The sequence below is a fragment of the Gleimia hominis genome (assembly GCF_032085515.1).
Lineage (GTDB): Bacteria > Actinomycetota > Actinomycetes > Actinomycetales > Actinomycetaceae > Gleimia > Gleimia hominis.
Map to the genome: position 1 here is coordinate 1,509,990 of NZ_JASXSX010000001.1, position 15,379 is coordinate 1,525,368.

The 15,379-nt window shown below is 58.9% G+C and carries 16 protein-coding genes and 1 tRNA gene; all 17 read right to left on the minus strand.

What is annotated here, in order from left to right; translation table 11 throughout:
• Positions 1 to 41: 41 nt before the first annotated feature.
• A complete protein-coding gene (locus QS713_RS06410; protein WP_313273490.1) occupies positions 42 to 581 on the minus strand; it encodes an adenine phosphoribosyltransferase in 540 nt (179 codons plus the stop codon).
• On the minus strand, positions 582 to 1,703 hold the full coding sequence (secF, locus tag QS713_RS06415) for a protein translocase subunit SecF (protein WP_313273492.1): 1,122 nt from the start codon (positions 1,701 to 1,703) through the stop codon (positions 582 to 584). It lies immediately after the preceding gene.
• Positions 1,700 to 3,586 carry a protein translocase subunit SecD gene (gene secD / locus QS713_RS06420; RefSeq protein ID WP_313273494.1) on the minus strand — a complete coding sequence of 629 codons (1,887 nt, stop codon included), beginning with the start codon at positions 3,584 to 3,586 and terminating at the stop codon, positions 1,700 to 1,702. Before secD ends, secF begins: the two co-directional genes overlap by 4 nt.
• A 37-nt stretch (positions 3,587 to 3,623) precedes the next feature.
• Positions 3,624 to 4,265: a preprotein translocase subunit YajC gene (locus QS713_RS06425; protein WP_313273496.1), complete on the minus strand. Its 642-nt coding sequence runs from the start codon at positions 4,263 to 4,265 to the stop codon at positions 3,624 to 3,626.
• A gap of 138 nt (positions 4,266 to 4,403) precedes the next feature.
• Entirely contained in the window at positions 4,404 to 5,438 is a 1,035-nt protein-coding gene (ruvB, locus tag QS713_RS06430) for a Holliday junction branch migration DNA helicase RuvB (protein WP_313273499.1), read from the minus strand.
• Complete coding sequence (ruvA, locus tag QS713_RS06435; RefSeq protein WP_313273501.1) at positions 5,431 to 6,018, minus strand: Holliday junction branch migration protein RuvA; 588 nt, start codon at positions 6,016 to 6,018, stop codon at positions 5,431 to 5,433. Before ruvA ends, ruvB begins: the two co-directional genes overlap by 8 nt.
• A 56-nt stretch (positions 6,019 to 6,074) precedes the next feature.
• Positions 6,075 to 6,704 carry a crossover junction endodeoxyribonuclease RuvC gene (gene ruvC, locus QS713_RS06440; protein WP_313273503.1) on the minus strand — a complete coding sequence of 210 codons (630 nt, stop codon included), beginning with the start codon at positions 6,702 to 6,704 and terminating at the stop codon, positions 6,075 to 6,077.
• A 3-nt stretch (positions 6,705 to 6,707) separates the two neighbouring features.
• Positions 6,708 to 7,472, minus strand: a complete 765-nt coding sequence (locus QS713_RS06445; RefSeq protein ID WP_102215739.1) for a YebC/PmpR family DNA-binding transcriptional regulator — start codon at positions 7,470 to 7,472, stop codon at positions 6,708 to 6,710.
• 39 nt (positions 7,473 to 7,511) lie between these two features.
• Entirely contained in the window at positions 7,512 to 8,033 is a 522-nt protein-coding gene (locus QS713_RS06450; protein ID WP_313273506.1) for an NUDIX hydrolase, read from the minus strand.
• 85 nt (positions 8,034 to 8,118) lie between these two features.
• Positions 8,119 to 8,601, minus strand: a complete 483-nt coding sequence (locus tag QS713_RS06455; RefSeq protein WP_313273508.1) for a hypothetical protein — start codon at positions 8,599 to 8,601, stop codon at positions 8,119 to 8,121.
• The gene (locus QS713_RS06460) at positions 8,598 to 9,770 is read right to left on the minus strand and encodes a glycosyltransferase family 4 protein (protein ID WP_313273510.1); all 1,173 of its coding nucleotides are present in this window, start codon (positions 9,768 to 9,770) and stop codon (positions 8,598 to 8,600) included. Before QS713_RS06460 ends, QS713_RS06455 begins: the two co-directional genes overlap by 4 nt.
• On the minus strand, positions 9,767 to 10,660 hold the full coding sequence (locus QS713_RS06465; protein WP_313273512.1) for an LpxL/LpxP family acyltransferase: 894 nt from the start codon (positions 10,658 to 10,660) through the stop codon (positions 9,767 to 9,769). The genes QS713_RS06460 and QS713_RS06465 overlap by 4 nt, the downstream gene beginning before the upstream one ends.
• Before the next feature lie 4 nt (positions 10,661 to 10,664).
• On the minus strand, positions 10,665 to 11,282 hold the full coding sequence (gene pgsA, locus QS713_RS06470) for a phosphatidylinositol phosphate synthase (protein ID WP_313273515.1): 618 nt from the start codon (positions 11,280 to 11,282) through the stop codon (positions 10,665 to 10,667).
• Positions 11,283 to 11,831 carry an HIT family protein gene (locus tag QS713_RS06475; RefSeq protein ID WP_313273518.1) on the minus strand — a complete coding sequence of 183 codons (549 nt, stop codon included), beginning with the start codon at positions 11,829 to 11,831 and terminating at the stop codon, positions 11,283 to 11,285.
• Positions 11,831 to 13,834 (minus strand): threonine--tRNA ligase, encoded by a 2,004-nt coding sequence (thrS, locus tag QS713_RS06480; RefSeq protein ID WP_313273520.1) that lies wholly within the window; start codon positions 13,832 to 13,834, stop codon positions 11,831 to 11,833. The genes QS713_RS06475 and thrS overlap by 1 nt, the downstream gene beginning before the upstream one ends.
• Positions 13,835 to 14,006: 172 nt before the next feature.
• On the minus strand, positions 14,007 to 15,032 hold the full coding sequence (locus QS713_RS06485) for a lipid II:glycine glycyltransferase FemX (RefSeq protein WP_313273523.1): 1,026 nt from the start codon (positions 15,030 to 15,032) through the stop codon (positions 14,007 to 14,009).
• A gap of 263 nt (positions 15,033 to 15,295) precedes the next feature.
• A tRNA-Val gene (locus tag QS713_RS06490) sits at positions 15,296 to 15,370 on the minus strand.
• Between the last annotated feature and the right edge of the window lie 9 nt (positions 15,371 to 15,379).

The window sequence follows — 15,379 nt, forward strand, 5'->3', positions numbered from 1 at the left end:
TCCCAAAGTAACGTCGGCTTTGGGGGCTAAACCGGCACTGCCTAGAAAACAACCCCGGATTCGACCGTGAGGCCCTCGAGTTTCTTCCGCCCACCCAGCGCAGCCAGTTCGAGCAGCACGGCGACGGACACAACTTCCGCTCCACACTGACGCACCAGTTCCACCGCTGCTGCAGAGGTCCCACCGGTTGCCAGAACGTCATCCAAAATGAGGACGCGCTGGCCTGCTTTAACGGTTTCTGGCCGCAGTTCCATTCGGGCGCTACCATACTCAAGCGCGTAGTCCACGCCGATCACCGGCCCCGGAAGCTTCCCGGCCTTACGCACCGTGATCATGCCGATACCAAGCCTGGTAGCCAGTGGCGCGGCCAAAATGAATCCGCGCGATTCCAAGCCCGCAACCGCGTCGATTCGACCCTCGTAGTGTTCCGCCAGTACCTCAATGAGGCGGGAAAATGCCGGGCCGTTGGCCAATAGTGGGGTGATGTCGCGAAACAGGACACCCGGTTCGGGGAAGTCTGGAATCTCGCGTAGATTCTCGGTAATTAGTTGAGCAATCTCTTGCGGAAACTCGCCGCTCATCTATTTCTTCTTCCTTTTCTTCCGTTTTGGTTGCGCGCTTTGCCCTAGGTGTCGTCCGGCGCGCACGGGGTGCGCAACGACTTCCTCGGGCGCATTGTCACCTTCACCGCGGGTCTGCGAAGTGCCTTTACCATCGCCAGTCCCCCGGTCTGCTTGCCGCTGGTGCTGCACCGCTTCCGTGTGTTTCGCAATGTCTTTGTTGCGGTTGCGCAGCACGACCAGCATTGACGGGGCTATGAAAATCGAGGAAAGCGCCCCCGAAATGGTGCCCACGAAGATCGCGAGGGAAATATCCATGAGGGTACCCGCGCCTAGCAAGACGGATCCGAGGAACAGGATTGCGCCTACGGGCAGGATCGCCACCACGGAGGTGTTAATGGACCGCACGAGCGTTTGGTTCACCGCGAGGTTCACGAGTTCACCGTATGTGTAGCGGCGTTGCGCGCTCAGGTTAGCGGTTAGCTCCCGCACCCGATCGAACACCACCACCGTGTCGTATAGCGAGTACGCCAAGATTGTGAGGAACCCAATTACCGTGGCTGGCGACACTTCAACTTGAGTTAGTGCGAAGAATCCGGTCACGACGAACAAGTCGTGCATTAGTGCGAACAGGGCGGACACGGACATTGCAAATGAGCGGAAGTATCCGGCCATGAGGATTCCTACGAGCACGAGGAAAATCACGAGTGACTGCAGGGCCTTCATGGTGACGTCGTGCCCCCAGGTGGGACCGATGTTGGTGGCGTCTGCGTTTGCCTCGTCCACCCCGTAGGCTTTCGCAAGCTCTTTGCTGATCTCTGTCGATTCTTCAGTGTCCATTTGGGAGGCTTGGACCCGCAGGTTACCTGAGCCGAGTTTCGAGATCTTCACGCCTTCGCGGTAGCCGTGGGCGCGCATGATTTCGTCGGCTTTTGCCTGGTTGGTGTCCGCCACCCCGGTGAGGGTGAACTGCGATCCACCCGCGAACTCAATGGATGGGTTCAGCCCCCGTAGGCCCAGTAGGGCGATAGCGATCACCACGATTGTCAGACCAATCGTGATCCACCGGCGGCGGTTGGGAATAAAACCAAATGACTTATCGCCTGAATACAGTGCGTTACCAAATGACGCTAAGCTCATCATTGTGCGTCCCCCTCTTCCCCGTCGGCAGGCGCATCCGTTGTTGCATTCACCGCTTCTTCACGTTCTTCTTCCATCCTCCGGCGCTGAGCAATAGACACCCGACCGGGTTCCACTGCCACGGCTCCCGCCGCTGCTTTCTTCTTCGCTTTCCTCGGTGCGGCGATCCGTCCTCTGCCCTGGTAGATGGCCCGCGAATGCGCGCCTAAGTGCTCGGGGTCCAGACCGGACCAGCGGCGGCCTTCGCCGAAGAACCGGGTGCGAATCAGCATTTCCATCATTGGGTGTGTGAAGAACAGGATGATCGCGAGGTCCACGATTGTCGTTAGTCCAAGCGTGAACGCGAAGCCCTGTACCCCGCCCACAGCCAATAGATAGAGGATCACTGCGGCAAGTAAGTTAACCAGGTCTGAAACGATGATGGTTCGGCGTGCCAGCCGCCACCCGTCGGACACGGCACTGCCAAGTACTTTACCTTCACGTACTTCGTCACGGATGCGTTCGAAGTACACGATGAACGAGTCCGCGGTAATCCCGATGGATATCATCAGGCCCGCCACCCCGGCCAGTGACAAGCGGTACCCCATGAGCCACGACAGCAAGGTGATGGACAGGTAGGACATGAGTGCCGCAACCACCAGGGAGCCGGCCGCCACGACCGCGAGTCCGTGGTATTGCCACACCAAGTAGAGCACCACTAAGATCAGGCCGATCAGGCCTGCCCACAGGCCCTTCTCGAGGTGCGAGGCGCCCAGTGTTGCAGAAATGTGCTGTTCGGATTCCACCTGGAAGTTCAGCGGCAGGGAACCGAACTGCAGTTGGTTCGCCAGGGTTTTCGCTTCTTTCGCAGTGAAGGAGCCCGTGATCTGTGCGGATCCGTTTGTGATCTGCGAGTTCATGGAGGGCGCGGAAATCACGTTACCGTCTAGCACCACGGCGAACCGGTTGCGCACCGGGTCGGTTTGCTTCAAGTCCACGAGGCGCTTCGATACGTCCGAGAACGCTTTCGCCCCCCGCTTATTGAACTCTAGTGACACCATCCACTGTCCGGTGTTCTGCCCCTGCTCGTTCGTAGCCATCCCCGCATTCGCGGCTTTGAGCATGGTCCCTTCCAGGTCAACGGGGCCGAGAATGTACTTCTCTTTCCCTTCGTGGTCGCACGTCACTAGTGGCTTCTTCGGGTCGTCTGCGGAACCTTTAGCCAATTGTTTCGGGTCCGTGCAGTCGGTGGTGAGGAAGTCGTAAACCGCTTTTTCACTAATCCACGCAGTATCCGAGTTATCTTTCGGTTTCTGTTCGGGCTCGGCAGAGATTTTTCCGTCTCCATTGCGGTCCGCCTGCTGCTTCGCCGCTTCCTCCGTTGTTAGGTCCGATTTCGGGGCTTTCACGTCCGGGTTTGGTTTACGCCCCTCTTCTTTGGCCTTCTTCTCTTCTTCCGCCTGTGCCTTCGCTTTTTCAACCGCGTTGGGATCTAGTTTTTGAGGTTGTCCCGCGGCAAGCAGAGGACGGAACCGCATGACGGCCGAGGACCTCACGAGATTAAGCGTATCTTCGGATGGGTGACCGGGAAGGGCCACCAGAATGTTTCGCCCACCTTGGCTGGTTATTTCCGCTTCCGCAACCCCGGAGGCGTCCACGCGCTGCCGGATGACGTTAATCGCTTCTTGCAGGTCTTCTTGTGAGATCTTAACTTTTGCTGGGTCTTCCCCTTCCCGCGCCGTTGGGGTGAGGATTAGCTGCGTCCCTCCTTGGAGGTCGAGTGCCAGCTCGGGAAACAGCGATGTTTTTCCCGCTACGTGCCCGCCGATGAGCGCACCTGCGGCAATCACGATCACTATCGTGAGTGCCACCAGTGTGCGGACCGGGCTCTTTTTCTTCTTTGCCACTGTGGTCTTCCTCTAACCGATAACGGTGTTTCCCGTTTTACTTACCTTGCTCGTCCTCATTCGGAAGCCGTGTTTGCGCGTCGTCCAGGTCTTCGGCACGCACCTGCTCCCCTGGGGTTTCGGGGGTTCCGGGGGTTTCAGGACTTTCGAGGGTTTCGGGGCCTTTGGGGGCTTCGTGAGTTTCGGAAGTTTCAGGACTCTGCGGGGGCTCAGGCATTTCCGGGTTTGCGGACGGGATCGGCTTATTTCCCACCGCTGCGTCGTTCGCCTCCGCTGCGGGAACGTCGTCGGCGTCCGCTCCTGCTTCCGTAGCGTCGTCAGCTTCTGTTGCTGCGCCGGAGTCAGCATCTGCCACGTCGGCTTCTGTTGCTGCGCCGGAGTCGGCATCTGCCACGTCCGTTTCCTCCGCATCCAGATCCGCGGCGAATGGAGGATCCGCAATCATCGCGATGGCTCGTTTATCCCAATACGTCTCATCACCCGCGGGTGAGGTGAGGATCACGACGTCGCCATCGACATCCGAGACAATACCGTAGTATCCCGATCCGGTGCGTACCCACACCCCTTCCTCAAGACCGCGCTGCAGCTCCTCAATGTGTTTAGCCTGTTTTTTACGCGCTTGCGAGGACATGAACCACATGACACCGATAGCCACGATGGCGAATAATATTATCGACACGGAGTTACTCACTTTCGTTTTCGGACAAACGGGTCCGTGCAGAGTCTAGACGTTTGAAGCGCCGATTGCACATCGGTATCACGCTGCAACCGGCTGGGGGCGCAATGCCCGCTTTGGGCTCTATTGGCGCGCCGGACCTCAGGAAAACAGGGCGTTATCGGCCGGTGGGGTTAACCCAAGGTGTTTCCACGCCAAGTCGGTTGCCGCGCGACCTCGTGGAGTGCGGATCATGAAGCCCTCTCGCACCAGGTAGGGTTCTGCCACGGTTTCCACCGTTTCTGCTTCCTCCCCCACCGTGACGGCAAGCGTGGTGAGACCCACTGGACCTCCAGCAAAACGCTTGCAAAGCGTTTCCAGAACTGAACGGTCCAACCGGTCCAAACCAAGCCGATCCACTTCGAACAGGTCCAACGCCGCGTTCGCGTCTTCCAAGTTCACATTGCCATCCCCGTGCACTTGCGCGTAATCAACTACGCGGCGCAACAGCCGGTTAGCAATCCGAGGGGTACCGCGCGAACGACGCGCCAGCTCCGCCTGTGCCTCCTTTGTGACCTGCACGCCCAGCAGGCCAGCGGACCGGCGCACCACTTGCTGCAACTCATCGGCCGCGTAGTACTCCAAATGAGCAGTGAAACCAAACCGGTCTCGCAGCGGGGCGGGCAGCAAACCGGCGCGCGTAGTTGCGCCTACCACCGTGAACGGAGGAAGTGTCAACGGAATTGAAGTGGCGCCAGGGCCCTTCCCCACCACGATGTCAATGCGGAAATCTTCCATCGCCAGGTAAAGCATTTCTTCCGCCGTGCGGGCCAGGCGGTGAATCTCGTCAATGAACAGCACGTCTCCCTCCTGAAGGGAAGACAAAATCGCTGCTAAATCCCCCGCATGCTGAATCGCCGGACCAGAAGTAAGCCGCAATGAAGCCCCCACTTCCGCGGCAATGATCATCGCCAAAGTAGTTTTCCCCAGGCCCGGAGGACCTGCGAGCAATACGTGGTCGGGCGACACCCCACGGCCCTGCGCTGCCCGCAACACCAGGTCCAGCTGCGCGCGCACCGTGTGCTGGCCAATAAAATCATCGAGCTTCTTTGGCCGCAGTGCTGCTTCCGCAGCGCGTTCAACCTCACTTGCACTCGCGTCCGTTACATTTGCGTCCGCGAACTGTGATTCATCCACGATGGCCTCCCAGGTTTACCAATGCGGCCCGCACCATCTGCTCGGTCGTCAACCCCGATTCCGCTACTTGCTCCACCGCGGCGTGAGCAACCGAAGTGCTCCACCCCAAGCCCACGAGGGCTTGCACCACGTCTTCGTTCACCTGCGTCGGCTGAGCCGTGGCCGCCGTGTGCTTTACCGGGCCAAGTTTGTCCGCGATGTCGAGGATCATGCGTTGCGCAGACTTCTTCCCGACCCCGGGGATTTTCTGCAGCTTCTTCTCATCGCCCTGCGCAAGTGCCTCCCGCAGTTCATCTGGCGTGAGCGCCTCCATACACGCCAACGCTAAGCGCGGCCCCACACCCCGCACAGTTTGAAGAACCTCATACGTATCGCGCTCATCTTGAGTTAAAAACCCAAACAAGCTAATCGCATCTTCCCGCACCACCATTGAAGTGAGCAGTTCGCAGTGTTGCCCAATCCGCAGTTCGCTGAGGGTGCGGGCAGTCACCATGACTTTCACCCCAAACCCGCTTTTCAACACCACAACCGCGTGATCAGCACCAACCGACAGAACCTCGCCGCTAATGTACGCGATCATTCGTGTGCCTCTTCCCAACCAGTTGCTGAACTGCGAACCATATTACCAACCGCCGATCAGTGTCGCCGCAACCGCGGATCCACCGCACCTTTTTGCCGCGAGGTCGCCAGAGCCTGCGCCCACTGCTGCTGCGCTGGCGTGAGATTCTGCTTCGCCTTCACCCCACCGGAAAGCGTGACGTTAAACTGCCCGTCCGCGCTGGCGCCCTGCAGGCCACTGCCGCGCCACCCGTGGCAGATTGCGATCGCTAATGCATCCGCTGCGTCCGCTGGTTTAGGGGGCTTTTCTAGTTTGAGGACGCGCGCAACCATGTGCTGCACCTGTGCTTTCCCCGCCACCCCGGAACCGGTGATCGCCGCCTTTACTTCTGAGGGCGTGTGAATCGCCAGGGGAAGACCCGCCCGCCCCACGCACACCATGGCCGCACCCATCACCTGCATGGTGGTGGTCACGGACTGGAGGTTTTCTTGCGCAAAAACGCGTTCTATCGCCACGACCTCCGGTTCAAAGCGTTCCAGAGCCCGATCGATTTCGTCCGCTATGCTGCGCAGCCGAAAGTGCGTGGCGAGGTTCTTATCGGAACGGGCCACACCGACGTGAACCAGTGTGGCCCGCCGCGTTTCATCGACATCGACCACACCGATTCCGCACCGCGTGAGGCCCGGGTCGATCCCTAGTATTCGCAAGACCTACGCGTCTTCTTCCTGCAGTTGCTTGCGTACCTCGTCGGACGCGGTGAAGTTCGTGTAGATGTTCTGCACGTCATCGGAGTCCTCCAGTGCATCCACCATCCGCATCACCTTCTTCACCCCTTCTAAGTCCAAGTCCACTAGCGTGGTGGGGACAAACGAGGATTCAGCAGAATCGTATTCAATCCCTTCCTTCTGCAACGCTTCGCGCATCGGCACCAGGTCTTGAGGTTCACTGATGATTCGGAACGTGTCCCCTTCGGACACAACTTCTTCCGCGCCCGCATCGAGCACTGCCATCAAAAGGTCATCCTCGGTAAGTCCCTCAGACTTCGGTACTTCAATGACGCCCTTGCGGTTAAAAAGGTAAGACACGGAACCCGGGTCAGCTAAGTTCCCCCCGTTGCGCGTGAATCCGACGCGCACCGCGGAGGCCGCGCGGTTGCGGTTGTCGGTTAGGCATTCCACTAGGAACGCCACCCCAGCTGGGCCGTACCCTTCGTACATCACGGTTTCCCAGTTCGCCCCGCCGGTTTCCTCGCCAGATCCACGTTTCACGGCGCGGTCAATATTGTCCGCCGGCACCGACTGACGCTTCGCCTTCTGAATCGCATCGTAAAGAGTGGGGTTGCCGGCCGGGTCTGCCCCACCGGTGCGGGCGGCAACCTCAATATTCTTCACAAGCCGAGCGAACAATTTCCCGCGCTTAGCGTCAATCGCTGCCTTCTTGTGTTTTGTAGTCGCCCACTTAGAGTGTCCTGACATGAATGTTCCTCTCTGTCTTAAAAGTTTAAAATGCTTGCTTCACACAGCGATAGTAACGCATTTCCCATCCCAGCCATCCGCCATCCACCGGTTTAATAACGATGGTAATTGCGCCGGATAAATCGGGGTTTTAAGCTGCGCAAGTTGACTAATCGGAAGCCACCGCATTTCGTCTAGCACGCGTTGCTCATCTGCTGTCCAAGCGGCGTTAGCGGGTTCGAAGCGGCTTGTATAGAGCAAGAAGAAATGCTCCCGCTGGCGGCGATCGCGATCGGCGAACCGGAAAATGCTGTCGCGGTAGATTACGGGACCGATGAAATCGCTAGTGGAGGCGTCGTAACCCGTCTCTTCCCAGAGTTCACGTCGCGCTCCTTCCCGTGCGTCCTCAGATTTTTCTCGGCCACCTCCGATAGTAAACCACCATTGGCGATTTGGCTCAGAGAAATCGTGTCCTTTAACTAACAATACGTGGTGGTCTGCTGAAATGACAATCACGCGCGCAGCATCGCGGGTCGGTAAACCGTCTGGCGCAATCGGCCACTCGTTTTCTGCTTGCAACAAGACAAATACCTCCCGTCAACTCGGCTTTTAAGAATGATCGCTCGCGCCTTCGTGCAATGCTCTGCCGCGCATTCACGGGCGGGCGTTACTCACCGTCGTCCATGTCGAATGATTCGGGCATGGGGGCGCGACCGGCTAAATGAAATAGGCGCACTGCCCAGTTGAGCCGCAGGCGCCTAATTGTAGCCACCTCGTTATTGTAAAACCGGCGGGCCACCTGAAGTTCCAGCGCATTATCGTCCAGTTTTTGCAAAAGGGCTGTGGCGGGCTGATCCAGATTCGACTCGTTTTGTTCCAGCAGGGGCCGCACCGCGGTAATCCAACGGCTCAGCTGTGATTCATTCGTTTGAGTGGGGAAATCGCAAGCACGCTGAGGGACTTGCGGAGCATGTGGATAAAGCTGCGCAACTTTACCGGCAAGCTCCCAACGCTCTTCCAGGCGCTGGCACAAAAGTGCGTACGCACCATTGCCTCGCCGGTGGAGCGCGTCGAGCCGCCGGGCTTTAGAAACTAACAACCCAATCAGCACAACGACCACCAGGGCGGTCACTGCGATCCACTTACTCAAATACTGCTCCTTCGGTCAAATAGGTTCCGCACCTGGTTAACCAGCGTCGGTGACGGCACACCGTGATCGCGCGACCCAATCACCGTGTCATACACCGTCAACACCTGGTCAGTAACCGTATCCCAATCGTATTTTGCGCACGCCCGCTCCCCCAGCTGGGCCAGCCGCTGGGTATGCGCCCGGTCATCCAGAGCCACGTTAATCGCGTTCGCCAGCGCCTGACTATCACCCGTGCTAAACAGGGTTCCCAGCTTCCCATCCTCAAGCACCAGGCGGAATGCTTCAATGTCAGAAGCTATCACTGCGGTACCGGAAGCCATCGCTTCCACCAGCACGATACCGAACGATTCCCCACCGGTTTGCGGCGCCACATAAACGGTTGACCCGCTGAACAACGATGCCTTCTGCGCATCGGTAATTGGCCCTAGGAACTCGACACTATCGCCCAGTTCAGCGGCGGCTGCGCGCGCCTGCTCCGCATACCCCTTACCGGCAATCAAAAACCGTGCTCCCGGATGCCGCGCCAGCACCTGGTTGAACGCCCCCACCAGCACGGGCAAGCCTTTGCGCGGCTCGTCTAACCGGCCGAGGAAGCTCACCACTGGCCGCTGCGCACTCTGCTGCCACGCCGGTTCAGGTTGTGCCTGGCGGAACGCCAGAGTGTACACGCCGTTTGGAATGATCACCGCGTCCCCACCCTGGTGTTGCACCACGGTCCGTCGCGCCTCCGCAGACACCGCGATCCGCCCGTCAATGCGTTCCAACAGGGGGGCGAACAGCGGCGTGGCCCAAGCCATCGCTCGGGACTTTTCCATTGCCGAGTGGCACGTGGCCACCACCGGGCAGGTTGCCTGTGCAATCGCAATCAAGTTAATCGATGGAGCCAGCGGTTCGTGCACGTGCAAGACATCGAAATCGCCGGCTTGCAACCACTTGACGGTGCGCCGGTAAGCGATGGGGCTCATCGACAGTTTCGCAACCGAACCGTTGTACTTGACGGTAAACCCACCACCGGCGCTAGTGACGAACTCAGGAACGTCGTTCTCAGCAGGCGCGATCACAGACACCTCGTGGCCGCGGCGCATTAGTTCTTGCGCCAGATCACGCACGTGGAACTGTACGCCACCGGGCACGTCCCAACTGTAGGGGCAGACAATCCCGATTCTCACTGCGCCTCCTGAACTTTTCGGCGAGCTCGCTCCAGGCGCTGCAGATCCAAATCCTCAACAAATAGTTTTTGCATCATGTGCCAATCTAGCGGATTACCCCGCATAACCGGCTCCAGGGCCGACACCCACCGCTGGCTCGTTTGCGCCACGTCCGCACCGAGCTTCACGGGAATCAGGTGCACCCGGTAGCCCATGCGTCGCCGGCTTCCCTCCCTGTATAAACGCCCAGTAACGTACCCGGCGTACAGGGGCGCGTTCAAGCGGTGCGCCAGCGCTGCTGGGCCAGCTGCCACCAACGCCAGGCGGTCGAACCACTGCACTTGCACTCCCCGTCCCGTGATGTCCCGGTCCGCCAGCAGGGGTACCAGCACGTGCCGGTTCTTTACGGCCTCAAGCAAACTATTAAAAATGCCGTGCCGGGCAGGCAAAATTTCAATCCCCACGTCTGCGCGGGTGCGGGTGAAGTATTCAAACAAGGCGTGCGACGCAAGTTCTTCCGCAACTGTAACTACGGGCGCGATGTAGTGGTGCGCGTAAGCACCCGCCATATCCCAGTTACCCGAATGCGTGAGCGCGATTATCACCTGCCCCCGCCGCGCATGCGCCCGTAACTCGTGCGTGCGGGGAATGTCTACGGCGCGTCCCAGTTGCGCCTGGCTCATTTTGTGCAGGTGCGGGGTTTGGGCGAACATACACAGGTAGCGCGCCACGGCCTCTCGTATATCCCGCTTATTTAGCGTTGGATCAATGCGCTTGAGGTTGTGGCTCAGCTGCGTATTTGACGCGTTGTTTAGCTGTCCAACCGCGCGGCCAATGCGGTAGCCCACCGCTTCGCTCGTGGCGTCCGTGAGGTGAGCTGCCGCTTGGAACAGGCTCAGTGTCAGGTCCACGCCATCACCGCGCTTGGAGCTGCTGGTAGACCACTACGGTGCGGTGGAAAACAGTTATGGCGGTGGCAATCGCCAGCCACGTCATCGCAATCACAACGAGCCACATGGACAGGCCGAACCCGGTGAGCCCAGCGGCAACGAGGGCGATCACGAGCCGGTCTGTGCGCTCGGCAATCCCCACGGACGCGTGCGCCCCCTCGGCTTCGGCGCGGGCTTTCGCATACGGCACCGTTGCGACCCCCACCATGGTGATGAGCCCCGCGATCAGCAGCCACGTGCGCATCCACCCGGCCGGCAGGTTAGTGAAAGAGAACACGAGGGCACCGAACACGGCGCCGTCCCCCACGCGGTCCAAGGTGGCATCCAGGTACGCACCAAAGTGTGAGGATTCCCCAGTGAGCCGCGCAATCGTCCCGTCGAGAGAGTCGGCGAATAACACGACTCCCAATGAGATCGCTCCGGCCGCCCAGTAGCCGGGAGCCAGCAGCGCGGCAGATAGGATCACGGTCAACGTTGTGCCAGCAATGGTGACGTGGTTAGCCCGCACCCCCATGCGGGCAAGTGCTCGTGCAGGCGCGGTGAAAACTCGTTTCGCTAATCCCCTGCCGTGTGTTCCCAGCATCTATTTGGCTTCCTCTTTCCAAGCGGCCGCCAGGCGTGCTCGCGCGTCAGCAAGTAGTTCTGGCACCGCTTTTGTCTGCCCGATAATAGGCAGGAAGTTCGCGTCACCGGCCCACCGGGGAACCACGTGTTGATGCAGGTGAGCGGCGATTCCCGCGCCCGCAACGCTGCCCTGGTTCATGCCCAGGTTAAATCCCTGGGGGTTGGCGCTTCGCCGCAGAACCCGCATGGCCTGGGCGGTTAACTCCCCGATTTCGATGCGTTCTTCACCCGTGATATCCGTGTAGTCCGACACGTGACGGTAGGGGCAGATCAACACGTGACCCGCGTTGTACGGGAACAGGTTCATGATTACGAACGCCCGCTCGCCCCGGAACACAATCAGGGATTCTTCGTCCTCCAGGTTCGGAGCCGCACAGAACGGGCAGTCCGCAGCATCTTTAGAGGCAGGTTTCGCCTCTCCTCCAATGTAGGCCGCGCGATGCGGGGTCCACAGTCTTTGGAAGCAGTCGGGTACGCCCGCGAGATCTTCGAAACTTTCCGTTTGCATTACAGATCGTTACTCCGCGTCTGGATTGCCTGCACGATCCGCTGCACGGCCTCGTCGATCGGCACTTGGTTTTGCTGCGAGCCGTCCCGCAGACGGAATGAAACCGCTTGCGCTTCCTCGTCGTCTCCACCCACGATTAGGGTGAATGGAATCTTTTCTTTCGTTGCATTGCGGATCTTCTTACCGAACCGGTCGTCGGACTCGTCTACTTCCACGCGAACCCCCTGGGCGCGCAACCGGTCAGCAACTTTCTGCGCGTAGTTGGTGAACACGTCCGCAACCGGAACTAGGCGTGCCTGCACGGGCGCGAGCCATGCGGGGAACGCCCCCGCGTAGTGTTCAGTTAGTACGGCGAAGAAACGTTCGATCGAGCCGAAGAGGGCGCGGTGGATCATGACGGGCCGCTGCCTGGAACCATCCGCCGCAGTGTACTCTAGCTCGAATCGCTCCGGCAGGTTAAAGTCCAGTTGGATCGTGGACATTTGCCACGTGCGCCCGATCGCGTCTTTGGCTTGCACCGAGATTTTCGGACCGTAGAAAGCAGCTCCACCCGGGTCAGCCACCAGATCTAGCCCCGAGGCGGTGGCAACGTCTTGCAGGGTGCGTGTCGCTTCTTCCCACACGTCGTCCCCACCCACGAACTTATCTGGGTTCTTCGTGGACAGTTCCAGGTAGAAGTCGTTCAGCCCGTAGTCTTTCAGCAGGTCGAGCACGAACTGCAGCAGTGACGTGAGTTCGTCTTTCATTTGCTCGCGCGTGCAGTAGATGTGCGCGTCGTCTTGAGTGAAGCCCCGTCCGCGCGCCAAGCCGTGCACGACCCCGGATTTTTCGTAGCGATACACCGTTCCGAACTCGAATAGCCGCAGCGGTAGTTCCCGGTATGACCGCCCTTTGGATGCAAAAATCAGGTTGTGCATGGGGCAGTTCATGGGCTTGAGGTAGTAGTCCTGCCCCGCGTGTTTCACGTGCCCGTCTTCAGCTAGTTCCTCATCGACTCTGATCGCGGGGAACATACCGTCTTTGTACCAGCTGAGGTGCCCAGACTTTTCAAACAGCTGCGCTTTAGTGATGTGCGGAGTGTACACGAAGTCGTATCCGGCTTCGATGTGGCGCCGCCGCGAGTACTCTTCCATCTCCATGCGGACGATCCCGCCTTTGGGATGGAACACCGCTAGGCCGGAGCCGATTTCTGTGGGGAACGAGAATAGGTCAAGTTCGTTCCCAAGCTTGCGGTGGTCGCGTTTCGCAGCTTCTTCCATCCGCGTTTGGTACGCGCGCAGTTCTTCTTTGCTGGGCCAGGCTGTGCCGTACACGCGTTGAAGTTGGTCGTTTGCTTGGTCGCCAAGCCAGTAGGCTGCTGAGGTTCTGGTGAGAGCAAAGCCGTTGCCAAGAATCTTCGTGGTGGGAACGTGAGGGCCGCGGCACAGGTCACTCCAGGCAACGTCACCGTTTCGGCGCACGTTGTCGTACATCGTTAGTTCCCCGGCGCCCACTTCAACGGACGCGCCTTCCCCGAGTTCTTCGGATTGCCCTTTAGAACCCACGAGGTGCAGCTTGTAGGGCTGGTCCGCCAGTTCTTCTTGCGCCTGCGCTTCGGTGACTACGCGGCGACGAAACGTTTGCCCTTCTTTCACGATGCGTTTCATGATCTTTTCAATTTTCTTCAGATCTTGCGGAGTGAAGGGTTCGACGTTACCGAAGTCGTAGTAGAAACCGTCAGTTACCGGCGGTCCGATTCCGAGGTTCACCTGTGGGTTAAGTTCCTGCACTGCCTGCGCCATCACGTGCGTGCATGAGTGTCGCAAGATCGCGAGGCCTTCTTCGGACCCGATGGTGATAGCTTCAATCTGTTGGCCGGGCGCGATTGTTTCCGCGAGGTCTTTGGCCTGGCCATCTACTCGCATCGCCACTACGTCGCGGCGGTCCCGGTAGTGGTCCAGCCCCGTTGTGCCGGGTTCGACCTGGACGGGGTCGCCATCTATTACGGCAGTGTCTTGCGCCACTGGATCTCCTTAAATGTTAACGTGCCTGCATTCTCAAACAGATCCTAGTTTACGCGGTTCGGGTCGGGGATAAAACGCGGCTCCCCCGGCTGGTACCCCCGCCCTAGTTTCTGATGCTCACTAACGCGAGTTTCCGATACTCATTAACGCGAGTTTCTGATGCTCACACACCCTAGTTTCTGATGCTCCCTAACGCACGCTTTGCCCACGCTGCTGCACGCAGCGCCAAGTACACCGGAGTGTTCACCGGTACTTCCCACGCCCCATCCACTTCCGTTTCATGGCGTGCGAACCTGCGTTTGTACTGCCCGACGGTGAACAGTTCCGGGACCCTCATTGAGTCGACTCCCATGAGGTCAAACGTTACGTAGCCTTCCTTGCCGAGCTGGTGGCCAATCCACAGATCTAAGTATTCTGCCGCACTAATTTTGCGCGCCGCAGCCGAGTGGGCACCGTAGTACGCCCACGCGCAGTCCCCATTCATAACCACCAGGGTCCACGCGGCGACTTGCCCTTCGATTTCTATGCCGTATAGGCGCGCGTGCTTCGCCCCTAGGGTGCGCAACATGTTCCAGTACACGTGCGGTGGGTGCACTCCAAATCCGTCGCGGTCAGCGGTTTCTACCAGGACGTCGTAAACCTGTTTGAACTTCGCTTGCGTGCATTGAGTCAGATCGACTGTTTGCGCAGCTGGGGTTGCACGCATTTTTCGGATTGCGCGGCGGAATCGTTTTCGAGCAGACGCGGTGAGTTCGCCCATAATCTGGTCCCACTGCCCACCCATGGTTTTCATTTTCACAGTGTGGTCGTAGGGCAGGGATTGGACTAGGTCGTACGTGTCTTTACTGCTGTATCGGGCGTGGAGGCGGATGAATACGATTGTTTTGTCACGTTTGCGCGTTTCGGCAATCAAGGCTTTTCGCAGTGTCCGTTCCATGTCGGGCGACTGCCGTCTAAGCCACACGGGCCCACGTTTTGCCCACAAAAAACGCACGCCCCGCAGTTCGAAAACTGTAAAAGACATGAGCGCAGCACACCGGTTATCTACGTAGAACGCGTATTTACCAAAGTTTTCTCGGTCATAAACGCGGTCGAATCGATCCCAGTGCTCAGTTTGCTCTATCGGCAGCGTAAGTCCTTCTTCACGGGCGATTTTAGCCAGCGCCTCACCGCTTATTTGTTCTAGCTTAGTTTCCAATAGAGCCTCGCTAACCACTTTCCACACCCCCACAGCCCGCTAGAACCCGAAGAGTCCCAAACCTGAAGGGCCCCAACTCCAAAGAGTGGCTAGGCCCCAGGAGCCTCTAACTCCGCAGTCCCATCACAGGAAAGAATCAAGCGTTCCTATCAAGGGAGAGCATTCACAGGACGAATTAACAACAGCATTATTCTAATCAGAAAACCCGAGCGGCTACACGCCAAACAAAAATCCCCGTCGGAAATAAATCCGACGGGGCACTCTGGTGGGCGATACTGGTTTCGAACCAGTGACCTCTTCCGTGTGAAGGAAGCGCGCTACCCCTGCGCCAATCGCCCGAGGAGGTT

Excerpts from the sequence above, each read along its gene's own strand:
- QS713_RS06410 (WP_313273490.1), bottom strand. The coding sequence starts at position 581 with ATGAGCGGCGAGTTTCCGCAAGAGATTGCTCAACTAATTACCGAGAAT.
- secF (WP_313273492.1), bottom strand. The coding sequence starts at position 1,703 with ATGATGAGCTTAGCGTCATTTGGTAACGCACTGTATTCAGGCGATAAG.
- ruvA (WP_313273501.1), bottom strand. The coding sequence starts at position 6,018 with ATGATCGCGTACATTAGCGGCGAGGTTCTGTCGGTTGGTGCTGATCAC.
- QS713_RS06445 (WP_102215739.1), bottom strand. The coding sequence starts at position 7,472 with ATGTCAGGACACTCTAAGTGGGCGACTACAAAACACAAGAAGGCAGCG.
- pgsA (WP_313273515.1), bottom strand. The coding sequence starts at position 11,282 with ATGCTGGGAACACACGGCAGGGGATTAGCGAAACGAGTTTTCACCGCG.
- QS713_RS06475 (WP_313273518.1), bottom strand. The coding sequence starts at position 11,831 with ATGCAAACGGAAAGTTTCGAAGATCTCGCGGGCGTACCCGACTGCTTC.